Here is a 23,242-nt window from a genome sequence, read left to right on the forward strand (position 1 = left end):
GACCATGAGCCCTGCAGCACCGCGTCGCCCCTCACGCAGCACCCTGTTGATCGTGGGCGTGCTGGTCATCGGCATCGCCGGCATCGTCTATTCGCGCGTGCGTCAGGCACCGGATGCCGGCACCGTGGCCGCAACCAGCCTGGCGGGTGCGAACACCGCCATCCTGAAGGGCACGCTCGATCCGAAGGCGCAGGCGTTGATTCCGGCCGACTATCGCTTTGTCACGCCTGGTACGTTCACCGTGGCCACCCATCCGGGGCAGCTGCCGCTGGCCGACTATGGTACCGACAGCAAGGACGTGGTCGGCATCGAGCCGGACATCGCGCGGCTGATTGCCGATGGGCTGGGCCTGAAGCTGGTGATCGTGCCGGTGGCGTGGGCCGACTGGCCGCTGGGTCTGGAATCAGGCAAGTACGATGCGGTGCTGTCGAACGTGACGGTGACGGAAGAGCGCAAGAAGAAGTTCGATTTCTCCAGCTACCGTTACGATCTGCTGGGAATTTACACGCGCACTGATGGGCCGATCCAGAAGATCGAAAAGCCGGCCGACGTTGCCGGGCTGAAGGTGGTGGTCGGTGCCAGCACCAACCAGGACCAGATCCTGCGGCAGTGGGACCAGCAGAACATCGCCGCTGGCTTGAAGCCGGTGGAGTACCAGTACTTCGATGACGCCGTGGTTGGGCGGCTGGCAGTGATCACCGGGCGCGCCGATGTCTCGTTCGAGCCCAACGCCACCGGCGCCTATTCGGCGCGCGATGGCAAGGTGCGGCGTGTGGGCCTGTTCCCGGGGGGCTGGCCGAACGCCGCGGCGATCTCGGTGACCACGCGCAAGGGCAGCGGCCTGGCTGATGCGGTGACGCAGGCGCTGAACACCCAGATCGGCAGTGGCACCTATGCGCAGGCGCTGAAGCGGTGGAATGTGGCCGAGGAGGCCGTGCCGCAGTCGCAGACCAACCCGCCGGGATTGCCGACGCTCTGACGCCGGGCATGGCCGGCGCGCCCCTGTAGAGTCGAGCTTGCTCGACTGGCGCATGGTGATCGGCGAAATGCAGTCGAGCAAGCTCGACTCTACCAACGCGCCTCCAGCGTCTTGAACGGCTTCGCCACGCGCACGCTTTCCGCATCGAACGCGGTAGCCTCGCGTCCATCCACACGCACCGTCTTCGGCATCGTGCGCGCCGGCCACCAGACCTTCACCGCCGTCCCGCTGCGCAAGCCCTTGCCCAGCGTGACCGTCAGCAGCCCGTCGCGCTGCCGCGCCTGCATCTGCAGCGTGCCATACGCGATCGGCAGGCGTTCCACCGCCAACCCATCCCCGGCCACCCAAGACGGCGGCGTGCCCGGCAGCAATGACAACGCGTCATCGTCCTCGCGCATCAACATGCCGAACAGCGTGCGGCCGTATTCGGCACCGATCCAGGTATGCGGCATGTCGCCGAGGTAGCGCGGGAAGCGCAACCGCGAATGCACCACTTCGGCCAGCACCTGCCACTCAAGCGGGCGCCGATCATGCAGCAGTCCCTGTAGCAGCTCGTCGGCCGCCTGCGGCTGGCCCAGGTGCACATAGCTCAGCACGTTGCGGATCTCGTACGGGGTGTAGGCATACAGCGCCCCGGGCTGGCTGCGATTGCGAACGTCCTCCAGATAGCGGGCGAAGGTGGTCCGCAATGCATCTGCCGGCAGCACGCTCTGCGCACCGGTGGGGTCCAATGCAATCGAAACGCCGGTGGGATCACCATCGCCCAGATCCGCCGAGGACGGAATGAAGTCGATGCCCTTCCACGCCATCGTCGCCCGGATCGAGGCATGCAGTGCGTCGTACAGCAGCTTGTACTGTTCGCGCGCCCAACGGGCGGTTTCATGGTCGCCAAGTGCCTCTGCCAGCCACGCGCCGTCGTGCCAGCCCTTCAGTCCCCAGTAGTCATCCCAATAGCTGTGGGTGGGCGAAGGGTAGCCCTCGTGGCTGATCGACGGCGCAAGAATGCCCGCGAAGCGCTCCGGCGCTGGCTGGTCAGCCATGTAACCCGCTACCAGCGTGCGCTCGCGCAGCTGCTGCAGGAAGCGCAGCGCCGCCTTCACTTTCGGCAGGTACGCGCGCACCGACTCCGCACCGCCATCGAGGCGGGCGACATCGGCGACCAGTGCCACATACTGGCCCTGGCTGTCGTACTCGATGTCCGAACCAAAGCCGGTGTTGACGCTGCCATCGTCGTTGAGGATCGGCGAGACCAGTCCGCTGCCGTGCACGCCGTGCTGGCTGTACCACGCCAGGTAGTCGCGCGCGACCTTGGCTTCGCCCATGCGCAGCAGCACCGCCGAGGTGGCCATGCCGTCGCGGATGAAGGAACGGTTGTAGTTGCGTGGCCCCGGTTGCATGGCCGGGCCGGTCTGGTTGATCAGCATGTAGGCAGCCTGCGCGCGCAGCATGTCGACCAGCGAGGGATCGGGCAGGCGCAGGCCGACCTGGCCCAGCCGCGCCTGCCAATCTGCGGACGCCTGCGTGGCCAGCGTCTCGAACGCTGCATCGGCATCACGGGGCAGCGTGGCCAAGTCAAGCGCAGGCGCCTCGGGCAGCACGCCATTGGCATCGGCAGCGGCGGTACCGAGTGGGAACGCCACGACCACCGCATCGCTGGCACCGGGCGCGAGGCGGATCCGGTAGCTCAATGCGGCTGCGGCCAGTCCTTGCTCGTCACGTGCCTGCTGCGAGGAAGGCAGTTCGCCGGCAGCGATGTCCGCGGTGATCTCCGTTGTGCCGTCCTTTCCGAACGGCGCCACGCCGGACGCAGCCACCGGCGTGAGCGACTGCAGCAGCGTGCGGCCATTGATGCGCACCGCCTGTCCGTCGATGCGCACCTCGCGGATCGGCGACAGCCCGCCGTTCTGCCACGGCGGGTTCATCTGCATCGGTCGTACCGCCAGGGTCAGCGTGCCGTCGATCGCCGTGGTGCCGGAGTTGCGCAGGCGATGGCGGAGAAAGGTCACCGGTTGGCCATCGCGCTCGATGGCGAACACCTCACTGCGCAGTTCCAGTCCGGGTTGCGGTGACCAGGTGGCGGAGGGCATCGGCTTCCAGCCGTCGCGCAGTGCGTGCTGCACCTTCTGCCCGGCGGCACCGGCTGCGCTGCCATCGGCATTGCGCCAGATCGGCTGCACCAGCGGCGCACCCTTGAACGCTTCCAGGTTGCCGTATTCGTCGAAGATGGATTTCTGCCGACCCGCGTGCACACCCACGGCGGTCCAGTAGGTCTGCTGCATCTGCAGCGAGGCGGGGAACAACGCACGTTGCGCACCGCTGGCGGCAATCTGGTAACGCTTCATCGGCGTCATCACCGCTTTCGGGCCGAGCAGGCGCAGGCGCGCGATCTGCGGGGCAGCGCCGTCCACGCTCAGGCGGAATGCATGTAGAGGTTGTGCCGTGTCAGCGGCCAGCCAACTCTGCCGATGGCTGGCCGCCTGTGCATCGTGTGCGAGGTCCTGCCATCGGCCCTGTGCGTCCTGCGCCTGCAAGCGGGCGGCGCCGCGCCCGCCATCGGCCCAGTCGACCGCGAGACCGGCCGTGGACTGGGTGCGAGGCAGCATGATCTCGAGCGTATGGGATCCACCTTTTCCGGCTGGAACCGCGACGGTGCCACCGCCTTGCCAGAGCGCTGCCGCCTGCGCTGCATCGACACCGCTGATGCGTGCGCCGAGCGTGCTGTCCAGCGGCTCCATCTCGAAGATCGACACGCCCCAATCGGAGGTGCGCTGTGGGCTGGCCAACCGCAGGTAGCGCGCCTGGCGTGGCGCGAAGTACAGCGTTTCCACGTCGCCCAGCGAATCGGCCATGGTGTACGCGGTCTGCCACTGCATGCCGTCCAGCGAGGTCTGCAGCGAATAGCCTTCCGGGTTGGAGACGTCCCAGGTGAGGCGTGCGCCGGCCAGCATTGCTGGCGCGCCGAGGTCGATCTGGAACCAGTGGCCCGGACTGAAGGCACCGCCGGTGACGGTCCTGGGGTCGCCGTCGATCAGGTGGCTGATCGCCATCGCCGGTACCTGCTGCGAGGAGGCGCTGGCCTGCCATTGGCTGCGTGGTGGCAATGTCTGTGCCTGCGCGGAGGATGCCAGGACGGCGAGCATCAGAGTGGCGGCGGGTCGCCATGGGGCAGGTGGGCGGGAGACCTTGGAGCGTTCGGCGCGCAACGTCATTACGGACAGCCTCGCAGGTTCGACCGGAATCGGGCGAGCGCTACGCTAGCAAGGGATGTAATCGGTTACATGACGCACTGCAGCGCCGCCGGGCGCTGGCGCTGCCATCGCGGGAGCGCTGACGGATGTGGCTCTGGACGGCTGCAGGCTTGCCCCTATGCTGATTGGCAACGACCACCGATCTGAAATGGATTGATGACGGAGTTCAGTTTCACGCTGATGTACCGAGTGCCTGATACCGGAAAAGATCTCAGTGCATTTGAGCGAGGTCTTGCAGAGGTGGGGTGCGACGATGCGCTGCTGGGCAGTGGTTCGCCGGGCGTGTTGGCGTTGCGATTCCAGCGAGAAGGCACAGCCGCAGACGATGTCGCGCGTGCCGCATGCGTGCAGGTCCAGAATGCGGTACCGGAAGCCGAATTGATAACCGTGCATGTCGATGTCAGCAATGCTGGCGGCGTCTCCAATTGCGGTGACTCCAAAGCTGAGCTTGTTTGACGTCCACGGCGCACTTCTCAGAAGCAGCCGAGCATGGCTCGGCTCTACATGGCTTCCGGCAGGTCAAGCGGCATCCCCCATTACAGCTCCACCGTCTCCCACCAGCGCGTACCCGCCTGCGGCGCCTGCATGTCCAGTGCTTCGCCCATCATCGGCGTGGCCACCGGCACGTTCTTTGCGGCGGCCAGTGCGGTGATGCGTTCGAACGGCTGTTGCCATGCGTGCAGCGCCAGATCGAAGGTGCCGTTGTGGATCGGCAGCAGCCACTTGCCGCGCAGGTCCAGGTGCGCCTGCAGGGTCTGCTCGGGCTGCATGTGCACGAAGGCCCAGCGCGGGTCGTAGGCACCGGTTTCGATCATGGTCAGGTCGAACGGGCCGTACTTCTCACCGATGGACTTGAAGCCGTCGAAGTAGCCGGTGTCGCCGCTGAAGAAGATGCGGAAGTCGCCGTCCTGGATCACCCATGACGCCCACAGGCTGCGATCGCTGTCGCCCAGACCGCGGCCGGAGAAATGCTGGCCCGGGGTGGCGGTCAGGCGCAGGCCACCGGCCTCGGTCGATTGCCACCAGTCCAGCTGTTCCACCTTGCTGGCGTCCACGCCCCACGCAATCAACTGGTCGCCCACGCCAAGCGGGGCGATGAAGCGCGCGGTCTTGCCGGCCAGCTGCATCACCGCGGCATGGTCGAGGTGGTCGTAGTGGTTGTGCGAGAGGATCACGCCGGCGATCGGCGGCAGCTGGTCGATGCTGATCGGCGGTGCGTGGAAGCGCGCCGGGCCCAGCCACTGTACCGGCGAAGCGCGCTCGGAGAACACCGGATCGGTCAGCCAGTATTGGCCACGCAGCTTCAGCAGGATCGTGGAATGCCCGAGCCGGAACAGGCTGCGATCAGGCGCGGCGTCCAGGGTTGCACGGTCCAGCGGCAGCACCGGAATGGGGTGGGCGGGCACCGTGCCCTTGGGCTTGTTGAACAGAAACGTCCACCAGATCTCCGCGCCATCGCGCAGGCCCATCGCCGGACGCGGCAGGGCATTGCGGAACTTGCCGTCGCGGTACTGCGGCGAATCGGGGAAGTCGGGGAGGGACCAGGACTTGCAGAAGGTGTAGGCGGTCACGGCGAGGATTCCAAGCAAAAGGACAAGGAGCAGGCGCTTCATGGGTGACGTCCGCTGGGTACACTGCACAGTGTAGTTTCGTGTTTTTCAAAAGTACACTGCCGGGTGTAAAATGGTGGCGTCCGTTCAGCTATCCGGTTTCCGCCATGTCTCGTGCCCCGCAACGCCTGACCGACCGCAAACGCGAAGCCATCGTGCGTGCGGCGGTGGAGGAGTTCCGTGCATCGGGCTACGAGGCGACCAGCATGGACCGCATCGCCGAGGTGGCGGGGGTCTCCAAGCGCACCGTCTACAACCACTTCCCGAGCAAGGAAGCGTTGTTCTCGATGATCCTGGAGGAGCTGTGGGAGCGCAGCGTGGCCAGCGACGCACTGCCGTACCGCGCCGATCAGCCGCTGCAGGCGCAGCTGATGCAGCTGCTGGGGCAGAAGCTGGAGCTGCTCAGTGATGCCAACTTCATCGACCTGGCGCGGGTGGCGATGGCCGAGATCATCCATTCGCCGGAACGTGCGCAGGCCATCGTCTGCCGCATGGGCGAGAAGGAAAGTGGCGAGAGCGCATGGATCCGCGCGGCAATCGCCGATGGCCGGCTGCGCCAGGTCGATCCGGAGTTCGCCGGCCACCAGCTGCACGGGCTGGTGAAGAGCTTTGCATTCTGGCCACAGGTGACGATGGGGCAGGCGCCGTTGAACGAACAGGAGCGCGCACGCGTGGCCGAATCGGCGGTGGCGATGTTCCTGGGTTACTACGCGGTCTAGCTGGCGGCGAAGCGGCGGAACTCGTCGGCCGGCAACGCGGCCGAGTACAGATAACCCTGGCCGACATCCACGCCCAGTGCGCGCAGTTGCTGTTCCTGCGCGAGGGTTTCGGTACCCTCGGCCACCACGATCGCACCGCAGCGATGCGCGACTTCGACGATGAAGCGAACGATCGACTGCGACTTGGCGTCGGACAGGGTGGCAATCAACGCCTGCTCGATCTTGACCTCGGCGATGGCCAGCTGTGAGAGCAGGATCAGGGTTGAATAGCCGGCACCGAAATCATCCAGTGACAGCGTGACCTCCGCCGCCAGCAGCTGTGCGATGTTGGCATCGACCACGTCGCGTTCGACGATCTCGGTCCATTCGACGATCTCCAGGCGCAGCATCACGCCGGGCACATCGTGCAGTGCCAGCAATTCCTGCAGGCGCAGGCCGAAGTCGGGCAGGCGCAGTGACTCGGCCGAAACGTTCACGGCGATCTTCAACTGCGAGCCATCGCGTCGGCACTGCTGCAGGAAGTGGATGGCCGACTGCAGCGTGGCCCATTCCAGTTCAGCCAACCGCCCCTGCCGGCGCAGCAGCGAGATCACCCGCATCGGCGCGATCAGCCGGCCCTCGCCGTCGCGCATGCGCAGCAGTGCTTCGGCGCCGACCAGCTGGCGATCCTGCAGACGATGCTTGGGCTGGTAGCACAGGGGGGCATCTCCCTGCTGCAGCCAGCGTTCGAGGGCGACTTCGATCAGGGCGTCGATCCCGCTGTCGCGCTGGATCGGGTCGTCGAAGAACACGACGCCGGATTCGATCGCACTCAGCGCCACGGTGATCGCGCGGAACGGAAGATGTCCTTCGTCGGCATCGGCGGGGGGCTTCAGTTCGACCACCGCACAGCGGAACAGCGGCCGGAAGCCGGGCCAATCGCGGCCGACCCGATCGGCCAGGTTGCTGGCCAGCTCGGTGATCTGCGGCTGCGTGCGCAGTTCGAACAAGGTCAGGTCGCGCACCAGGATCGCCAGCGCGGCATCGCCGAACTGGTAGATCTCCAGCTGCCCGGCTGGCAGCGAGGGCAGCAGCCGATGCACCTCGTCGGTGCTGTCGCGCTGCCACAGGCCGTTGTCCTGCAGCGGACCATAGCGCAGGCGCAGATCGCGCAGGTTGCCCATCTCGGCCACGATCAGGCAGGCCTTGCCGATGCCGTCGTTGTCGCGCCAGTAATGTTGCAGGCGTTCGCCAAGTGCACGCATGTTGGGCAGGCCACTGATCGGATCGATGCGCAGCCAGGCCTGTTCGCGCTGACGCTGTGCATCGATCTGCGCATCGTTGTAGACCAGCGCGAACACCGCGCCGAGCATCAGCAGCGATAGTGGCAGTGCCAGCAGCCGCTGGATTGCCAACTCCTCCACGGGCAGCTGATTGGCGCCGATGATTGCGACGCCCAGTGCCAGGCCCAACGCAGTGACGGCGATACGCACGCCCCAGGCCTGCAGGATCACGCGCAGCGAGAGCTCATTGAGCATGCGCGGGTGCAGGCGCCTGCGCAGCCAGACGCCGGCCAGCATCTGCAGCGTGGCCTCGAGGCCGGCCGGCAGGAAATACTGGGTGCCGGCAAACTGGTAGCGCGCCAGCAGGCTGGCGGCCAGGCAGGTAAGGCCGCCGCGCCAACCGCCCAGCAGGCCACTGACCAGCAGGATGTCGAAGCCGAGGTGCAGCTTGACCACACCCTGGGTGTAACGGGCCACGAACCAGGAATTGAACAGGTAGATCAGGCCCAGCGCCACGCCGACATACAGGCGACGGCCTTCAATGGCGTGCCCGGCGCGGCGGGTGGCGATCAGCAGCACGCCGATCATGCCGATCACCGCCGTGGCCTGCAGCAGGTACAGCGGCAGGCTGGGCAGGGCGCTGTCCAGGACCTGGGCCGAGACCCGTGAAAGCGCATCCATAGCAGGTTCCCGCCTGTGACCGACGGCCAGTGACGAGCAGCGTAGTCGCAGCAGGGCGCAGGTTCAATTGCACTGGCTGGGTTCGGGCAGGAGGTGGTCGGCCATGAAATCGACAAACGCGCGTACACGCGGCTGCTGATGGCGATGGCTTGGCCAGAGGGCCCAGAAGGTGCTGCGCTCGGTGCTCCATGGGTCCAGGACGCTGACGAGTTCACCGCGGTCCAGCGCATCACGCGTGGCGAAGTCGGGCAGGCACGCAATGCCATGGCCATCAATGGCCATGTGCAGGATCGTCTCAAGATGATTGGCGGTCATTGCGGTAGTCAGCCGTGGCTCAGTGCCTCCCTCATGCGTGGGCAGCGGCCAACGTTCGATCAGGCCGGTGCCGGGAAAGCGATGGAGAAGGCACGCGTGGCCGCTCAGATCCTCCGGGTGCTGTGGCGTGCCGCGCTTGGCGAAGTACGCAGGGGCGCCCACACAGAGCAGGCGGGCACTGCCGAGGTTGCGGCCGTGCAGCCTGGAGTCGGCGGGGTTGCCCGTGCGGACAACGGCGTCGAAGCCCTCCTCGATGACATCGACAAGACGGTCGCTGAAGTGCAGGTCGAGTTCGATGGCGGGAAAGCGGTGCGCAAAGGCCGATAGCACCGGCAGCATCAGTCCGCTGGCGAGTGGAAGACTGACCTTCAGGCGACCGCTGGGCGCGGCCTGGGCGTCGGTCAGCTCGCGCTCCGCTGCGGCGACCTCGGTCATGATGCGACGGCAGCGTTCAAGGAACTGCTCGCCTTCGGCAGTCAGGCTGACGCTGCGGGTATTGCGATTCAGCAGGCGGGCGCCCAGACGCTCTTCCAGCCGGGCAATGGTCTTGCTTGCCGCCGAAGGGGTGATGCCACGCTGTCGTGCTGCGGCCGCGAAGCTGCGTGCCTCGGCGACCAGAACGAAGAGGCTGAGACCGGCAAAGCTGTCCATGACATGGCCATTGATGACGTTCATGTCATTAAAGCACGGACACAACGATGGATTCTTAGGCGATAGCGTCGTCGATAGCATCAATGCGGTGGCGCCTGGCCACGCTGGAGCTTCATCGACATGTCTGTTGCCTCTGCTGAGACGGCCGGATCATCACGCTTTGGAGTGGTGCTGGCGGGCTGCCTGACGGCGCTCACCATTCCCTTGAGCATTGCCAGCCCCGCCGTGGGCATTCCCGCCATCCGGGACGCGCTGGGCGGTTCGCCTGCGGCGTTGTCCTGGATCATCAACGCTTATCTGTTGACCTACGGCTGCACCACGCTGGTGGCCGGTGGGCTGGCCGATCTGCATGGCAGGCGCCGGATCTGGCTTCTGGGCGGCGCGTCGTCTGCGCTCGTCACCGGCCTGATCCCCTTGATGCCCGATGTGGCGTGGATCAATGCACTGCGACTGCTTCAGGGGATGGCGGCGTCGGCTGCGTTTGCCGGTGCGATGGCGTCGCTGGCGCAGGTGTTCGACGGCCAGGCGCGGGCCAGGGTGTTCAGCCTGATCGGCACCACCTTTGGTGCAGGAGCCGCAGGCGGTCCGCTGCTGGCAGGCGGATTGATCGATGCGCTGGGCTGGGAATGGGTGTTCTTCCTGCCTGCGTTGCTGGCCGCCCTGACCGTACCGTTGGTCGCCCTGTCATCCGTCGAATCGAAGAGCACCGGTTCGCCACGCCTGGATTGGCTGGGCGCCGTCACCTTCATGCTGGCGCTGGGGTCACTCACCTACGCCATGATCGTGCTGCCGGAACGCGGCCTGTTGCATCCGCAGACGCTGGTACTGCTGGCGCTCTCGATGGTGTTGCTGGCCGCGTTCATTGCCGTCGAGCGCTCCCATCGAACACCGCTGCTGGATCTCGGGCTGTTCCGCAACCGGCGCTTTGTCGGCGTGCAGATTCTCGCCGCTGCGCCTGCGTTCTCGTACGTCGTCCTTCTGGTGGTGCTGCCGGCGGGGTTCATCGGTGTTGAAGGACTGCGGCCCACCGAGGCTGGACTGGCGATGGCAGCACTGTCTGCACCCTTGCTGGTTGTTCCCCTGGTTGCCGGTTACCTGCTGCGCTGGATTCCGGCGCGGACGCTGTGCTGTGCGGGCCTGTTGATCGGCGCGCTTGGGCTGGCATGGCTGGCCCAAGTGTTCCAGCTACCTTCGGTGCGCTGGATGCCGATGCTGGTCATCGGGATCGGCATCGGTCTACCTTGGGGGATCATGGATGGCCTGGCGGTCAGCGTGGTTGGCAAAGAGCAGGCAGGCATGGCCGCGGGCATCTTCAACGCAATGCGACTGGCAGGCGATTCCATTGCCCTCGCGCTTGTCGGCATCATGCTTTCTGCCCGGATTGGCGGGAGCGTAGCGCTGGAAGCCGGCGTCGTGGCCCGTGCCTCCGTGCACAGGCTGTCCATGGGCGACCTTGGCGGAGCGGTGGAGGCATTGCCCGGCGTTTCGAGAACGGCGCTGGCCCAGGCATACATGGAGTCCGTCCGTGGCCAGCTGTTTGTCCTGGCGATGGCGACCGTGCTGACCGCCATCGTGCTCGGGTACCTGTTGCGCGAAGAGGTCGAGCCTGGCCTGCGCAGAGTCGGTCAGTAGCGCGGGTCGGCGATGGCCGGCAGCACCAGTTCGCGCACGAAGCCGGACGGTGACAGCTGCAGCAACGCGCGCACCACCGCAACGACGTCGTGCACCGGCACCAGCTCGCCGTCGCCGCGCGCTGCGGCCTCTGCCACCGGCACCGACAGTGCATCGTCGGTGTTGAGGTAGCCCAGCTGCAGGCTGGTCACCGCCAGGCGGCGATCGCGGAAGCCCTCGCGCAGTGCATCGGCGATGCCGTTGAGCGCGAACTTGGATGCGCCGAAGGCCACTTCCGGGCGGCCGCTGCGTGGCAGTGCCGAGGTCGAGCCGGTCAGCACCAGCTGCGGGCGTGGCGCGCCCAGCACCCGAGGCAGCAGGCGCTGCAGCAGCACCAGGGTGGCGGTGATGTTGACGTCGACCAGTTGGGTGAGCGCGGCATCGGTTTCGTCGAGGAAGGCGTACTCGTCGCTGAAGGCGGTCTGTTCCCAGATGCCCAGGTTGTGGATCAGCACATCCAGATCGGCAGGTGCCTGTGCTGCGATGTGGTCGGCAGCCACGGTCGGCTGGGACAGATCGGCTTCGATCCACTGAAGGGTGACGCCCTCGGGGCATTCAATATCGCGCGGTCGGTTGCGTGAAACGCCGATGACGGTGTCGCCTGCACTGCACAGGCCTTCCACGAACGCCCGACCGAGGCCCCTGCTGGCGCCGATGACCATCAATTTCATGTTGCTTCCTTGTTGTACTGCGGCGGCCTCAGTCGACCGCCAGAACGGTGTCCCAATCGGCGAACGCACGCAGGCCGCTGCGTTCGGCGGTAATGATCGAGGCGGTGTTGTCGAGCTGGCAACGGTACTGCGGCTGCAGCCCGGCCGCCCGTGCGGACACGGCCATGACGTGTACCAGCTGGCGCGCGTGCCCGCGACCGCGGGCCTCGGGCAGGGTCAGCACGCCCATGTCGGCCAGGGCCGGATCCAGGCTCCACGGGTACATGCTTCCCGCGGCAACCAGCCGCTCGCCATCGAAGGCGCCGAACACCTGCCAGTGGTCCAGCTCGACCCAGGCGGCATCCAGATCCTCCTCGCTCGCGCTGGCCTGGAACCCGTCGAACGCGGCTGCGTCGGCCGGGCCAAGACGGCGGATATGTGGCGGTGCAGGGCGCTCGGCCAGGGCCGCAAGTTCTGCGGCGGGGAAGTAGAAGACGCGATCCGCGCCATGCGTGCGCTGGCCGAGCTGCTGCAGGCGCAGTTGCAGCTGCGGGAGCGTCCAGTGCGGCTGCGCGTGCAGTTGCAGGCGAGCGGCCAGGGCCGGGCGCAGCAGTGCGCGCGCGGGGCCCACGACCGGCTGCAGCAGCATGCCGTCCTCGCCCTCATCGAAATCATCGCTGCACGCCAACTGCAGCAGCGGATCATCCTGCAGCATGAGCAGCGGATCATCCTGCAGCATGAGCAGCGGATCATCCTGCAGCATGCGCTGCCCGGAGAACACGCTGCGCCAGGTCGCATCGATCAACGGGGCAAACACATCATCCATGACCGGTGTCTCGCTCAGTGCCGGGGCAGGTCCACCTGCAGGCCGGCGGCCTTCCATTCGGGGTAACCGGCGGCGAGCCGCTGCGCGGTCAGTCCGGCCTCGCGCAGCATCTCCACCGCATCGTTGGACAGCACGCAGTAGGGACCGCGGCAGTACGCGACAATGTGGACGGCACGCGGCAGTTCGTCCATCCGTGCACGCAGTTCCGTAACGGGAATGTTCAGCGCGCCGGGCAGGTGTCCCAGATCGAATTCCTCACGCGGCCGCACATCCAGCAGCACCACGCTGCTGCGTTGTTCCAGCAACTGCTCGACAGTCAGGCCTTCCAGAGCATCGCGGCGCTGCAGGCTGTCGTGGATCACGCCGTGCATCTCGCTGCGCTGGTGGTCGGCATAGTCGCGCAGCGCGGCCAGCAGGTTGCCCAGCGGACCCTCACCACTGCGGTAGAGGATGCGCTTGCCATCGCGTCGGGTCTGAACCAGGCCGGCACGGCGCAGCTGCTGCAGATGCTGGGAGGTATTGGCCACCGACAGCCCGGTCAGTTCGGCCAGGCGCTCCACTGCGCGCTCGCCTTGGGCGATGTGCTCCAGCAGGGCCAGGCGATGGGCATGGCCGAGCGTGCGGGCGATTTCGGCCAAGGCTTCCAGCGGTGAGAGCGGTGGCTCTGTTGCAGCGTTCATGCGGCGCACGCTAGCATCGCTCTATCATTCAAGCAAATAATTGAAGGTGTGCGATATGGCTGGCCTGGCGACATTCGTGATGGATGCGGTGGTAGTCGGCGTGGGAGCGACCGCAGTGATGGACCTGTGGGCGCTGGTGCAGCGGCGGCTGCTCGGCATTCCCTCGCTGGATTTCGCGATGGTGGGCCGCTGGCTGGGGCATCTGCCGCGCGGGCGCTTCCGCCACGATGGCATCGGCCGCTCGGCAGCGGTCAGTGGCGAGCGCGCGCTGGGTTGGACCGCGCATTACGTGATCGGGGTGGTCTTCGCCGCGTTGCTGCTGGCCGTGGTGGGGAACGGTTGGGTGCAGGCGCCGACACTGTGGCCGGCGCTGGCCTTCGGCATCCTCAGCGTCGCCGCACCGTTCCTCATCCTGCAGCCGGGCATGGGCGCGGGCATTGCCGCTTCAAAGACCCCGGCGCCGGGCAAGGCGCGCCTGCGCAGCCTGGTGGCGCACAGTGTGTTCGGCCTGGGCATGTACCTTTCCGCGTTGTTGTTGGCTGCGGTCCATGCAGGATGAGCGAGAATCCGTGGGGTCACCGGCAACAGGAACACCTCGGCATGGAAGCACCCAAATCCATCACTGATGACATGCCGCTGCCGTGGGCGTGGCAGGAGGCATTGGCCGATGCACGCATCGAGCGGCAATCGATCGGTGTGTCGCGTGCGGATGTTGCCCGCGTGCATCGGCCGGGCCAGGCCGATGCCTTCCTGAAGTCGGAAGTGATCGACGCCTTCAGTGAGCTGGGCGATGAGATCGCGCGCCTGCGTTGGCTGCAGGCACAGGGGCAACCGGCGCCAACGGTGATTGCCACTGCCGAAGAGGCGGGCCGGCGCTGGTTGCTGATGAGCGCGCTGCCTGGCCGCGACCTGGCCTCGTCGCCGGAGCTCGCGCCGCAGCAGCTGGTGGAACTGCTGGCCGACGCGCTACGCGGGCTGCATGCGTTGCCGGTGGCAGCCTGTCCGTTCGACCAGCGACTGGCCTCGCGCGTACAGGTCGCGCAGGCCCGCATTGAAGCGGGCCTGGTGGACGCCGATGATTTCGATGACGAACGCCTGGGCCAGAGTCCGCAGCAGGTCTTCGCCGAACTGTGCAGCACCCAGCCCGACCATGAAGACCTGGTAGTCAGCCACGGAGACGCCTGTCTGCCGAACCTGATGGCGGTCGAGGGCCGCTTCAGTGGTTTCATCGACTGTGGCCGGCTGGGTGTGGCCGACCGCTACCAGGACCTGGCGCTGGCCGCGCGCAGCCTGGTCCACAACTTCGGCGACACGCGTTGGGTCGCGCCGTTGTTCCAACGCTACGGCGCGGTGGCCGACGAGCGCCGGCTGGCGTTCTACCGGTTGCTCGACGAGTTCTTCTGAGCCCGCGCATGGCTGGCGATGGCCGCGCAGATCAGGCCACCGACCACGCTCAGGTGTTCCAGCGCGAAGAACAGGGCCAGCTGCTGTTCGGCGCCGTGCTTGTTCCAGAAGGTATGCACGATGACGATGGTCAGCAGCATGAACACCGCCAGCGCGCCGCTGCCCAGCCAGAGCAGGCGATCGAGCAGCAGGCACAGTGCGCCGCCCAGCAGCACCACGGCGCTGGCGATGTTGAACAGCACAGGTGGTTGCAATCCGGCGGCCTGCATTTCGGCCACGCTGTTGTCCCACGCCAGCAGCTTGGCCAGGCCCGAGGACAGGAACACCACGGCCAGCAACAGCCGCGCGAGGAACCACAGCACGCGGCTGTCGAGCAGGGTGATGATCATCCGTGGCATGCAGGAACTCCGGGTTGAGCGTGGGACAGGCCGCGCAGCATCGGGCCTCAACCGCAGTTGAGGTCAAGGCTGGCTGAACGGAGCCCGGCGTTGGCCGGATCGTCAGCTTCTAATTGGACGAACGTTCGTTCACTATTTGCGCCATGAACCGAGCCGACCGCAACGAGCAACGCATCGCGCAGATCCTGCAGGCCGCCCTGCAGTGCTTCCTCGTGAAGGGATTCCACCAGACCAGCATGCGTGACATCGCGCAGGCGGCCGGCGTCAGCCTGGGCAATCTCTACAACCACTTCCCGGGCAAGGAGGCGATCATCCTTGCGGTGGCGGTGGCCGAGAGCGAAGAACTGGCACCGTTGCTGCAGCGACTGGCCGCGTCCGATGGCGAGCGCACACAGGTGATGGCCTTCCTGCAGGACTTCCATGCGCTGTGCCGGCAGCCGGAGTGGGCAACACTTGCAGTGGAGGTGCTGGCCGAGAGTGCACGCAATCCGGCCGTCGCCGAGGCCTTCGCGGCCAATCGCAGGCAATTGCAGGCGACGCTGGCCGAAGCCCTGCAGCAGATGGCACAGCGCGAACGTCGGCGTCCCGTACTGGCGCCGGCACTGCAGGCGCAGGTGCTGCTGGATGCCATCGAAAGCGATGCGCTGCGTCGGGGGCTGGGCGAAGCCGAGGGCACCGATGAAGCATCGCTGGATCTTGGCCTGCTCGCGCTGCTGCTCGGGGCACGCGCATGAATGCTGCTGACCGGCGGTTGCACGGTCTGGACCTGGCCCGTTACCTGGCACTGGCCGGCATGGTGCTGGTGAATTTCCGTCTGGCGATGGCCGTGCCCGCAGAGGCTGAGGGTTGGCTGGCAGGGTTCTTCCATCTGCTGGAAGGCAAGGCTTCGGCGACGTTCGTTACGCTGGCTGGCTTGGGCCTGGTGCTGGCCACGCAGCGGCAAGGGTGGTGGCCGGCCAGCGTGCAGACCTGGAGGCGCGCGCTGTTCCTGATGGTGCTGGGCCTGCTCAACCTGACCCTGTTCCCGGCCGATATCCTGCACTACTACGCGGTGTATTTCGCGTTGGCAGTGCTGTGGCTGCGTGCCTCGCCGCGGGTGTTGCTGGCCAGCATCGTGGGCCTGGCGGCCTGTTCGTTCTGGGCGTTGCTGCATTGGGATTACAGCCAGGGATGGAACTGGCAGACGCTGGAATACGCCGGTCTGTGGCAATGGCCGGGCGCGGCCCGCAACCTGCTGTTCAATGGCTTCCACCCGTTGATGCCGTGGCTGTGCTTCTTCCTGCTGGGCATGCTGCTGGCGCGCCTTCCGTTGTCGCAGCCGCGGGTGCAGCATGCATTGCTGGTGCTGGGGCTGTTGCTGATCGGCGCCGGCCAAGGCGTGCAGCATATTGCGCAGGGAACGCCGTGGCAGGCGTGGCTGGGTACGCAGCCGATGCCGCCAGGACCCGCCTACGTGCTTACCGGTGCGGGCGCGGCCTGCAGTGTCATCGCCGCCTGCCTGTGGCTGACGCGCGTGCGACCGGGCGACTGGCTGGAGCCGTTCACCGCGGCCGGGCGCATGACCCTGACCCTGTATGTGGGTCACATCCTGCTGGGCATGGGCACGCTGGAAAGCCTGGGCCTGCTTGATGGCAGTGCCTCGCTTGCGTCGGTGCTGCTGTGGGCGCTGCTGTTCCTGATGCTGGCGACCGCTGCGGCGTCGCTGTGGTCATGGCAGTTCGCGCGCGGTCCGCTGGAGGCGGTGATGCGCCGTATTGCAGGCTAGTTCTTTGGTCGTGCCGAGGTGATGTTGTGACGGACATGTCTGTGTCGTGGCGAGCGCATCTGCGATAGTGGCGGCAGGTAACACTTTCCGCTTGCATCCATGTCATTCGCTTCGGCGCAGCATCTCGGCGAAGTCCTGCAACAATCCTATGGCATCACCCCCACCGCCGTGGTGCCACGCCCGGTGGGCGCCGACGCCAATGCCAGCGTGTATCGCGTCGATGCGCGGCACGGGCAGTGGTGGTTGAAATGCCGCACCTACCAGGTCGACCCATCGGTGTGGGACAGCCTGCACTGGATGCGCGGCACGTTGGGTATCGATGAGATCGTCGCGCCGTGGCCGGCACTGACCGGTGGTGCGTCGGTACAGCGCTGGGGATTGCAGTTCACCCTGTTCCCTTACGTGGAAGGCCAGTCCGGGTTCGAGGCAGCGTTGAGCCGCACCCAGTGGAAACGGCTGGGTGAGGTACTGCGGCGCCTGCACGGCGCGCAGCTGCCGGCGGAACTGCAGCAGGCGCTGCCGATCGTCCGGCTGGAAACCGCGGCGCTGGAGACCGTCGGGCAGTGGTTGGCCGGCGAGGGCCTGGCGGCCGCGAAGGACGGGCTGGGCCGCGCATTCGTTTCGGTATGGGACCAGCAGCATGCTCGCATCGCGGCGCTGCATGCGCAGGCACGGGAACTGCTCGCGGCCTTGCAGGACGTGCCGGTAGACCTGCATCTGTGCCACACCGATCTGCATGCCGGCAACCTGCTGATGGGCAATGACGGCGGGCTGCACCTGATCGATTGGGATGGCCTGTCGCTGGCACCGCGCGAGCGCGACCTGATGTTCATCGGTGCGGCGGTTGGCGGGCGCTGGGGGCGCGAGAATCCGCTGGGCTTCGAGGACGGCTACGGCAGCGACCGCGGCGACCCGCGCTGGATCGCCTGGTACCGGCACTGGCGCATCCTGCAGGACCTGATCGAGTTCCAGCAGGTGCTGCTGGGCAGCGATGGTGAGGAGCGCTCGCCGCAACTGCGCCGGCAGTCGCTGCATTACCTGGGCGAGCAGTTCGCACCGGGCAATGTGTTCGATGCGGCGGAGCGGGTGTATCGGGCGTTGTAAATGCACGTCACCTGCCATGGGTGAACCGTCGCGCTTCGCGCGATGAGTCGAGCATGGCTCGACTCTACAGTTACGCTCGGCAGCTCTTTGTGCCGCCATCGTTGATCGGGCGGACAGGAATCATCCGCGCATGGCGCGGATCTACTCGGCGGGCTTGGCTGCCGCCGACGCCGCTGCGCTTGCGGCGCGGCGCGACAGCACGGCCTCGCGATGGGCGATGTAGGCGTTGGCGGCGAGGATGATGCCGGCACCGATGATGGTCCAGCGATCCACGCTTTCGTTGAACAGCAGCCAGCCGAACAGCGTCACCAGCGGCAACTGCAGGAAGCTGATCGGCGTCAGCGCCGAGACTTCGCCCAGGCGCAGCGCACGTGTCCACAGCAGTTGGCCGATGGTGCCGAGCACGCCGGTGGCCAGCAGCCACAGCCATGCGGTGCCGGTGGGCCAGACCCACACGAACACGGCCGGCACCAACGACAATGGCACCCAGAACACGTAGGTGTAGAGCACCACGGTGTCGGCGCTGTCGATGCGGGTCAGCTGCTTGATCTGGATCGCCACCAGCGAACTGAGCACGGCCGCACCCACCGCCACCAGGCTGCCAGCGGTGAAGCCCGCGGTACCGGGGCGCACGATCACCAGCACGCCGATGAAGCCGACAACCACCGCCGCCCAGCGACGCACGCGCACGGTCTCGCCCAGCCACAGCACGGCGGCGATGGTGACGAACAGCGGCGTGGAGTACGAGAGCGAAACCGCCTGCGCCAGTGGCAGGTGGCCCAGTGCCCAGAAGGCGCACAGCATCGAACCCAGGCCGATCGCACTGCGCACGAAGTAGCGCGGCAGCTGTTGGGTCTTCAGTGGCGCGTGGCCTGGCCGCAGCAGCATCGGCAGCAGTGCCAGCAGGCCGAAGGCGTTGCGGAAGAACGCCACTTCCTGGGTGGGCACGTAGCGCGTGGCATAGCGGATCGCCACGGCCATCAGGCCGAAGGCCATCGTGCTGCCGAGCATCAGCAGCGCCGCCCGCATCGGGGTGGCGCTGGGGGAGAGGGCGGGGGTGTTCACCACTGTGCGCCGAGCAGGCGGGGCTCCGGTTCGATTGGCACGCCGAACTTCTCCAGCACGGAAGCAGAGATGCGTCGCGCCAGCGCCAGCAGTTCAGCGCCGGTGGCGTTGCCGTGGTTGACCAGCACCAGTGCGTGGCTCGGCGCGACGCCAGCATCGCCTTCGCGGAAGCCCTTCCAGCCGCAGGACTCGATCATCCATGCCGCCGAGACCTTGCGCTTGCCGTCCTGGTCGGACGGGAACACCGGCAGCTCGGGGAAGTGCTGCAGCAGCACGTCGACCTGTTCCAGCGGCAGCACCGGGTTCTTGAAGAAGCTGCCGGCGTTGCCCAGTACATCCGGGTCGGGCAGCTTGCGGCGGCGGATCGCGATCACCGCATTGGCCACGTCCACCGCACTGGGCAATTCCACACCCTGCGCCTGCAGTTCCTCGCGGATGCCGGCGTAGTCCATGCGCAGGTCATGCAGCAGTGGCAGCTTCAGTTCGATGGCGGTGATCAGGTAGCGGTCCATCTGCTGCTTGAACACGCTGTCGCGGTAGGCGAAGCCACACTGTTCGTTGTCCAGCCGCACCCAGGCCTGTTCCTGGCAGTCCCAGGCTTCGACGGCCTGGATGAACTCGCCGACCTGCGCACCGTAGGCGCCGATGTTCTGGATCGGCGCGGCACCGGCGGTGCCGGGAATCAGGGCGAGGTTTTCCAGGCCGGACAGGCCTTCCTGCAGCGACCACATCACCAGGCCGTGCCACGGCACACCGGCACCGGCGCGGATCACGGCATGGTCGGCGCGATGCTCGAGGAAGCTGATGTCACGGTTGCCGAACACCAGCACGGTGCCCGGCAGGTCCTCGGCGATCAGCACATTGCTGCCGGCACCCAGCACCAGCAGCGGGCCGATGGCCACTTCGGGCAATGCCAGCACTTCCGGCAGCAGCGTGGGATCGTGCAGTTCCAGCAGCTGAGCGGCGCTGGCCTGCACATGGAAGGTGTTCAGGGCCTGCAGCGGCGCATTGCGGGTGAGCGTCCAGCGCAGCGGGGCGTTGCCGTCGACGGTATCCATGGGCGCGCTCACAGTGGGGCCACCGCGCCGCGGCTCGGCGCTTCGCGGCGGCGACGGATCGCCTCCACGCATTCGGAGACGAGGGCCGGGCCACGGAAGATCAGGCCGCTGTAGCACTGCACCAGGGCCGCACCAGCAGCCATCTTGGCCACGGCGTCGGCACCGGACAGGATGCCGCCGACCCCGATCAACGGCACCGACTCGGGCAGCCGCGAACGCAGGCGGCGCAGTACCAGCGTGGACTGCTCCAGCACCGGCGCGCCGGACAGGCCGCCGGCCTCGTTGGCCAGCGGGTCGCCGGCCACCTTGCTGTGGTCGATGGTGGTGTTGGTGGCGATCACGCCGTCCACCTGCAGTTCGCCCAGCACGCGGGCAGCGGCATCGATGTCGCGCTCGCTGAGGTCGGGCGCCACCTTGACCAGCATCGGCACGCGGCGACCGTGGCGGGCCGCGAGATCTTCCTGGCGGTCGCGCAACTGGCTGACCAGCTGGCGCAGCGCGGTTTCTTCCTGCAGTTCACGCAGGCCGGCGGTGTTGGGCGAGGAGATGTTGACGGTGATGTAGTCGGCCAGCGGGTACACCTTGTCCAGGCAGGCAATGTAATCGTCCACGGCCTGTTCGTTCGGGGTGTCCTTGTTCTTGCCGATGTTGATGCCGAGCAGGCCGCGGCGGTTGCGCGCGCGCTCGACGTTGCGCACCAGCGCGTCCACGCCCGCATTGTTGAAGCCCATGCGGTTGATGATCGCGTTGTGTGCAGGCAGGCGGAACAGGCGCGGCTGCGGGTTACCGGCCTGCGGGCGCGGGGTGATGGTGCCGATTTCGACGAAGCCGAAACCCAGCGCGAACAGCGCATCGATGTGCTCGCCATTCTTGTCCAGGCCGGCGGCCAGGCCGACCGGATTGGGGAAGGTCAACCCGAACACCGTGCTGGGCATCGGCGCGATGCGTGCGGCCAGCAGCGGCGTGGTGCCGGTGCGGTAGGCCAGGTCCAATGCGGACAGGCCAAGGCCGTGGGCGCGCTCGGCGTCGAGCGAGAACAGGAAGGGGCGGGCAAGCGAATACATGCGTCGGTTCAGTCCAGCGTGCCGAGGAAGGCTCGGGTTCGATATTCAAAAGCGACCTGGCCGTCGACCGCGTGGGCGGCGAACAGGTCCTGCAGAGCGTCGATCATCGGCGCGTGACGCGGATGACCGGCTTGCGGGGCATAGGAGGAGGACAGCAGGCGCCCGCGCAGGGCATCGAAGTCCAGGTGCTGCACGTTCGGCAGCTCCACCATGCCGCGCAGGCCGGGGCCGAACCAGGCCTGCATGGTGGCATCGTCCTGGTAGCGCTCGGCCACGGCGGAGTAGTCGGTGCCGTAATCCAGCAGCAGCTGTTCGTAGCCGACCAGGAACGGACTGGCATCGAGCAGGCGCGAATTCCAGTAGATCAGTGCCTGGCCACCCGGGCGCAGGATGCGCTGCCACTCGGCGCGCACCGCCACGGTGTCGAACCAGTGGAAAGCCTGCGCGACACTGACCAGATCGATGCTGGTGTCTTCCAGGCCGGTGGCCTCGGCGCGGCCATCGACCGCGCGGAACTGCGGGTACTGCGGTGCCAGCCATTCCTCGGCCGCGCCCCGCATGGCGGCATTGGGCTCAACCGCCACCAGCGGATGGCCGCTGGCCAGGAACTGGCGGCTGGAAATACCGGTACCGGCGCCGATGTCGGCGACGAGCGCCTCGCGGCTGACGCCCATCGGGCCGTGCAGCCATTCCAGCAGCGCGGGTGGGTAATCGGGCCGGTAGCGGACGTAATCGGCGACGCGGCTGCTGAAGCGTTCAGTGCTGTCGGAGGCGGTCATGGCAGTCAGTTCGACATCGCAGCGAGCCAGGCCAGGCCGCCGAAGAACAGGATGAAGACCAAGATGGCGGCGATCACGGCGCCGACCATCACCCAGCCCAGTACCAGACCGGTGACGGCCAGGCCATCGCCTTCCAGTTCATGCGGGCGGCGGCGGATCTCGGCGCGGGCCATGTGGCCGGTGATGATGGCCACGATGCTGGCCACGAAGGGCAGGACGGTCCAGCTGGCGATGCCCATGACCAGGCTGACCACGGCCAGGGCGCTTGTCTGTCGGGGTGCCACGCTCATCGGGGTCCTCCTTGGCAGTGTGCACATGATAGTGCCTCTGCCCGGGCAATCCCATGCCCGGCGGATGCGATGGCAGGCGTCGACCTTGGCAGACGAAGGGCATGCCAGCCGTGGTAGGCGTCGACCTTGGTCGACGAAAGGCATACCAACCAAGGTTGGCAACTACCGGAGTGCCGGTGTCAGCCCATCAACACCTGGCCACCATCCACGTTGAGCACATGGCCGGTGATCCAGCGCGCCAGCGGCGAGCATAGGAACAGGGCGGCATCGGCGATCTCACGCGGGTGGCCGAAGCGACCGAACGGAATCTTCGCCAGCGTACCGTGGTACAGGGCGGGATCTTCGGTGCGGCGGCGGTCCCAGAGGCCGTCATCGAACTCGATCGAGCCCGGTGCGATCGCGTTGACGCGGATCCGGTCCTTGGCCAGCGCGAGGGCCTGCGAGGTGGTGTAGTGCGACAGCGCGGCCTTGGCGGCGGCGTAGGGCGCACCACCGGGACGCGGCTGCTGTGCGGCAATCGAAGATAGATTGAGAATGCAGGCGTCGCTGGATGCGCGCAGCCAAGGCAGGGCCAGGCGCGATGCACGCACGGCCGCCATCAGGTCGATCTGCAGGCTGGCGGCCCAGCCGTCCTCGTCGTCGGCCATGCCGTAGCCAGTGGCGTTGTTGACCAGCACATCGATGCCACCGAGTGCATCGGCGGCGGCCTGCAGCCAGGCCTGGATCTGGCCGGGGGCGGCCAGATCGGCGGAGAACGTGTGCAGTTCGTAGCCCTGCACCCGTGCATCGGCACGCAGGGCATCCAGACCGGCCTGGCCGCGCGCGCAGACCGAGACCTGCGCACCAGCGCCGGCAAACGCCAGTGCCATTTCACGGCCAATGCCCTTGCTGCCGCCGGCGATGAGTACGCGGCGGCCGGTGAAATCAATCACCGGCTTGCCAGCCTGAAGAGCCGAGCCATGCTCGGCTGCATTACCTGCGGTGTTCATGGCCCGTCCTGCCGAGCATGGCCCGGCACTACAG

At 67.0% G+C, this 23,242-nt stretch carries 23 protein-coding genes; 9 read left to right on the forward strand and 14 right to left on the reverse strand.

Features of this window, described 5'->3' with window-relative positions:
* Positions 1-4 precede the first annotated feature (4 nt).
* Complete coding sequence (locus ACZLHH_RS09945) at positions 5-979, forward strand: ABC transporter substrate-binding protein (protein WP_049399084.1); 975 nt, start codon at positions 5-7, stop codon at positions 977-979.
* 89 nt (positions 980-1,068) lie between these two features.
* Here the strand turns inward: ACZLHH_RS09945 and ACZLHH_RS09950 are convergent, their stop codons facing one another.
* On the reverse strand, positions 1,069-4,188 hold the full coding sequence (locus ACZLHH_RS09950) for a galactose-binding domain-containing protein (protein ID WP_180844104.1): 3,120 nt from the start codon (positions 4,186-4,188) through the stop codon (positions 1,069-1,071).
* Between the two features lie 195 nt (positions 4,189-4,383).
* On the opposite strand from ACZLHH_RS09950, the gene ACZLHH_RS09955 reads away from it, so the two are divergent.
* Positions 4,384-4,683, forward strand: a complete 300-nt coding sequence (locus tag ACZLHH_RS09955) for a hypothetical protein (protein WP_180844103.1) — start codon at positions 4,384-4,386, stop codon at positions 4,681-4,683.
* Between the two features lie 80 nt (positions 4,684-4,763).
* Here the strand turns inward: ACZLHH_RS09955 and ACZLHH_RS09960 are convergent, their stop codons facing one another.
* On the reverse strand, positions 4,764-5,840 hold the full coding sequence (locus ACZLHH_RS09960) for an MBL fold metallo-hydrolase (protein ID WP_180844102.1): 1,077 nt from the start codon (positions 5,838-5,840) through the stop codon (positions 4,764-4,766).
* Positions 5,841-5,944: 104 nt separating this feature from the next.
* Between ACZLHH_RS09960 and ACZLHH_RS09965 the strand changes: the two genes are divergently transcribed.
* A complete protein-coding gene (locus ACZLHH_RS09965) occupies positions 5,945-6,556 on the forward strand; it encodes a TetR/AcrR family transcriptional regulator (RefSeq protein ID WP_049398557.1) in 612 nt (203 codons plus the stop codon).
* Here the strand turns inward: ACZLHH_RS09965 and ACZLHH_RS09970 are convergent.
* Together ACZLHH_RS09970 and ACZLHH_RS09975 are read right to left on the reverse strand one after the other, a co-directional pair.
* Positions 6,553-8,499: an EAL domain-containing protein gene (locus ACZLHH_RS09970; protein WP_180844101.1), complete on the reverse strand. Its 1,947-nt coding sequence runs from the start codon at positions 8,497-8,499 to the stop codon at positions 6,553-6,555. The two genes, ACZLHH_RS09965 and ACZLHH_RS09970, sit on opposite strands and share 4 nt — an antisense overlap.
* A gap of 63 nt (positions 8,500-8,562) precedes the next feature.
* Positions 8,563-9,489 (reverse strand): LysR substrate-binding domain-containing protein, encoded by a 927-nt coding sequence (locus ACZLHH_RS09975; RefSeq protein ID WP_429000432.1) that lies wholly within the window; start codon positions 9,487-9,489, stop codon positions 8,563-8,565.
* A gap of 96 nt (positions 9,490-9,585) precedes the next feature.
* Between ACZLHH_RS09975 and ACZLHH_RS09980 the strand changes: the two genes are divergently transcribed.
* A complete protein-coding gene (locus ACZLHH_RS09980; protein WP_180844100.1) occupies positions 9,586-11,097 on the forward strand; it encodes an MFS transporter in 1,512 nt (503 codons plus the stop codon).
* Here ACZLHH_RS09980 and ACZLHH_RS09985 read toward each other — a convergent pair.
* Genes ACZLHH_RS09985 through ACZLHH_RS09995 form a run of 3 tightly spaced genes read right to left on the reverse strand, consistent with a single transcriptional unit; the run spans position 11,091 to position 13,292 of the window.
* Positions 11,091-11,807 (reverse strand): SDR family NAD(P)-dependent oxidoreductase, encoded by a 717-nt coding sequence (locus ACZLHH_RS09985; protein ID WP_049398553.1) that lies wholly within the window; start codon positions 11,805-11,807, stop codon positions 11,091-11,093. The genes ACZLHH_RS09980 and ACZLHH_RS09985 overlap by 7 nt on opposite strands.
* Positions 11,808-11,835: 28 nt before the next feature.
* A complete protein-coding gene (locus ACZLHH_RS09990) occupies positions 11,836-12,612 on the reverse strand; it encodes a GNAT family N-acetyltransferase (RefSeq protein ID WP_180844099.1) in 777 nt (258 codons plus the stop codon).
* Between the two features lie 14 nt (positions 12,613-12,626).
* Positions 12,627-13,292, reverse strand: coding sequence for an ArsR/SmtB family transcription factor (locus ACZLHH_RS09995; protein ID WP_049421314.1), 666 nt, complete (start codon positions 13,290-13,292; stop codon positions 12,627-12,629).
* A 55-nt stretch (positions 13,293-13,347) separates the two neighbouring features.
* Between ACZLHH_RS09995 and ACZLHH_RS10000 the strand changes: the two genes are divergently transcribed.
* On the forward strand, positions 13,348-13,851 hold the full coding sequence (locus ACZLHH_RS10000; protein WP_180844098.1) for a DUF2938 domain-containing protein: 504 nt from the start codon (positions 13,348-13,350) through the stop codon (positions 13,849-13,851).
* A 41-nt stretch (positions 13,852-13,892) separates the two neighbouring features.
* Positions 13,893-14,696, forward strand: coding sequence for an APH(3')-II family aminoglycoside O-phosphotransferase (locus ACZLHH_RS10005; RefSeq protein ID WP_180844097.1), 804 nt, complete (start codon positions 13,893-13,895; stop codon positions 14,694-14,696).
* Here ACZLHH_RS10005 and ACZLHH_RS10010 read toward each other — a convergent pair.
* Positions 14,669-15,094, reverse strand: coding sequence for a DoxX family protein (locus ACZLHH_RS10010; protein ID WP_049421317.1), 426 nt, complete (start codon positions 15,092-15,094; stop codon positions 14,669-14,671). The genes ACZLHH_RS10005 and ACZLHH_RS10010 overlap by 28 nt on opposite strands.
* 143 nt (positions 15,095-15,237) lie before the next feature.
* On the opposite strand from ACZLHH_RS10010, the gene ACZLHH_RS10015 reads away from it, so the two are divergent.
* From ACZLHH_RS10015 to ACZLHH_RS10025, 3 genes are all read left to right on the forward strand, one after another.
* Positions 15,238-15,828, forward strand: a complete 591-nt coding sequence (locus ACZLHH_RS10015) for a TetR/AcrR family transcriptional regulator (RefSeq protein ID WP_071228922.1) — start codon at positions 15,238-15,240, stop codon at positions 15,826-15,828.
* Entirely contained in the window at positions 15,825-16,859 is a 1,035-nt protein-coding gene (locus ACZLHH_RS10020; protein WP_180844096.1) for a DUF418 domain-containing protein, read from the forward strand. The genes ACZLHH_RS10015 and ACZLHH_RS10020 overlap by 4 nt, the downstream gene beginning before the upstream one ends.
* Positions 16,860-16,958: 99 nt before the next feature.
* Positions 16,959-17,963: an aminoglycoside phosphotransferase family protein gene (locus ACZLHH_RS10025; RefSeq protein ID WP_180836934.1), complete on the forward strand. Its 1,005-nt coding sequence runs from the start codon at positions 16,959-16,961 to the stop codon at positions 17,961-17,963.
* Positions 17,964-18,104: 141 nt separating this feature from the next.
* Here ACZLHH_RS10025 and ACZLHH_RS10030 read toward each other — a convergent pair whose 3' ends face one another.
* The 6 genes from ACZLHH_RS10030 to ACZLHH_RS10055 form a co-directional block, all read right to left on the reverse strand.
* Positions 18,105-18,992 carry a DMT family transporter gene (locus tag ACZLHH_RS10030; RefSeq protein WP_180844127.1) on the reverse strand — a complete coding sequence of 296 codons (888 nt, stop codon included), beginning with the start codon at positions 18,990-18,992 and terminating at the stop codon, positions 18,105-18,107.
* Between the two features lie 32 nt (positions 18,993-19,024).
* The gene (gene murB / locus ACZLHH_RS10035) at positions 19,025-20,086 is read right to left on the reverse strand and encodes a UDP-N-acetylmuramate dehydrogenase (RefSeq protein WP_071228988.1); all 1,062 of its coding nucleotides are present in this window, start codon (positions 20,084-20,086) and stop codon (positions 19,025-19,027) included.
* Positions 20,087-20,094: 8 nt separating this feature from the next.
* A complete protein-coding gene (locus tag ACZLHH_RS10040; protein WP_043397144.1) occupies positions 20,095-21,150 on the reverse strand; it encodes a quinone-dependent dihydroorotate dehydrogenase in 1,056 nt (351 codons plus the stop codon).
* A gap of 8 nt (positions 21,151-21,158) precedes the next feature.
* Positions 21,159-21,929 (reverse strand): class I SAM-dependent methyltransferase, encoded by a 771-nt coding sequence (locus ACZLHH_RS10045; protein WP_180844095.1) that lies wholly within the window; start codon positions 21,927-21,929, stop codon positions 21,159-21,161.
* A gap of 5 nt (positions 21,930-21,934) precedes the next feature.
* A complete protein-coding gene (locus tag ACZLHH_RS10050; protein WP_010484694.1) occupies positions 21,935-22,219 on the reverse strand; it encodes a DUF4190 domain-containing protein in 285 nt (94 codons plus the stop codon).
* 179 nt (positions 22,220-22,398) lie between these two features.
* The gene (locus ACZLHH_RS10055) at positions 22,399-23,208 is read right to left on the reverse strand and encodes an SDR family NAD(P)-dependent oxidoreductase (RefSeq protein WP_180844094.1); all 810 of its coding nucleotides are present in this window, start codon (positions 23,206-23,208) and stop codon (positions 22,399-22,401) included.
* Between the last annotated feature and the right edge of the window lie 34 nt (positions 23,209-23,242).

The sequence above is a fragment of the Stenotrophomonas sp. 28608_Sma genome (assembly GCF_056486185.1).

Coding starts and splice junctions, on each gene's coding strand:
- ACZLHH_RS09945 (WP_049399084.1), top strand. CDS start 5: ATGAGCCCTGCAGCACCGCGTCGCCCCTCACGCAGCACCCTGTTGATC.
- ACZLHH_RS09950 (WP_180844104.1), bottom strand. CDS start 4,188: ATGACGTTGCGCGCCGAACGCTCCAAGGTCTCCCGCCCACCTGCCCCA.
- ACZLHH_RS09955 (WP_180844103.1), top strand. CDS start 4,384: ATGACGGAGTTCAGTTTCACGCTGATGTACCGAGTGCCTGATACCGGA.
- ACZLHH_RS09960 (WP_180844102.1), bottom strand. CDS start 5,840: ATGAAGCGCCTGCTCCTTGTCCTTTTGCTTGGAATCCTCGCCGTGACC.
- ACZLHH_RS09965 (WP_049398557.1), top strand. CDS start 5,945: ATGTCTCGTGCCCCGCAACGCCTGACCGACCGCAAACGCGAAGCCATC.
- ACZLHH_RS09970 (WP_180844101.1), bottom strand. CDS start 8,499: ATGGATGCGCTTTCACGGGTCTCGGCCCAGGTCCTGGACAGCGCCCTG.
- ACZLHH_RS09975 (WP_429000432.1), bottom strand. CDS start 9,489: ATGAACGTCATCAATGGCCATGTCATGGACAGCTTTGCCGGTCTCAGC.
- ACZLHH_RS09980 (WP_180844100.1), top strand. CDS start 9,586: ATGTCTGTTGCCTCTGCTGAGACGGCCGGATCATCACGCTTTGGAGTG.
- ACZLHH_RS09985 (WP_049398553.1), bottom strand. CDS start 11,807: ATGAAATTGATGGTCATCGGCGCCAGCAGGGGCCTCGGTCGGGCGTTC.
- ACZLHH_RS09990 (WP_180844099.1), bottom strand. CDS start 12,612: ATGGATGATGTGTTTGCCCCGTTGATCGATGCGACCTGGCGCAGCGTG.
- ACZLHH_RS09995 (WP_049421314.1), bottom strand. CDS start 13,292: ATGAACGCTGCAACAGAGCCACCGCTCTCACCGCTGGAAGCCTTGGCC.
- ACZLHH_RS10000 (WP_180844098.1), top strand. CDS start 13,348: ATGGCTGGCCTGGCGACATTCGTGATGGATGCGGTGGTAGTCGGCGTG.
- ACZLHH_RS10005 (WP_180844097.1), top strand. CDS start 13,893: ATGGAAGCACCCAAATCCATCACTGATGACATGCCGCTGCCGTGGGCG.
- ACZLHH_RS10010 (WP_049421317.1), bottom strand. CDS start 15,094: ATGCCACGGATGATCATCACCCTGCTCGACAGCCGCGTGCTGTGGTTC.
- ACZLHH_RS10015 (WP_071228922.1), top strand. CDS start 15,238: ATGAACCGAGCCGACCGCAACGAGCAACGCATCGCGCAGATCCTGCAG.
- ACZLHH_RS10020 (WP_180844096.1), top strand. CDS start 15,825: ATGAATGCTGCTGACCGGCGGTTGCACGGTCTGGACCTGGCCCGTTAC.
- ACZLHH_RS10025 (WP_180836934.1), top strand. CDS start 16,959: ATGTCATTCGCTTCGGCGCAGCATCTCGGCGAAGTCCTGCAACAATCC.
- ACZLHH_RS10030 (WP_180844127.1), bottom strand. CDS start 18,992: ATGCGGGCGGCGCTGCTGATGCTCGGCAGCACGATGGCCTTCGGCCTG.
- murB (WP_071228988.1), bottom strand. CDS start 20,086: ATGGATACCGTCGACGGCAACGCCCCGCTGCGCTGGACGCTCACCCGC.
- ACZLHH_RS10040 (WP_043397144.1), bottom strand. CDS start 21,150: ATGTATTCGCTTGCCCGCCCCTTCCTGTTCTCGCTCGACGCCGAGCGC.
- ACZLHH_RS10045 (WP_180844095.1), bottom strand. CDS start 21,929: ATGACCGCCTCCGACAGCACTGAACGCTTCAGCAGCCGCGTCGCCGAT.
- ACZLHH_RS10050 (WP_010484694.1), bottom strand. CDS start 22,219: ATGAGCGTGGCACCCCGACAGACAAGCGCCCTGGCCGTGGTCAGCCTG.
- ACZLHH_RS10055 (WP_180844094.1), bottom strand. CDS start 23,208: ATGAACACCGCAGGTAATGCAGCCGAGCATGGCTCGGCTCTTCAGGCT.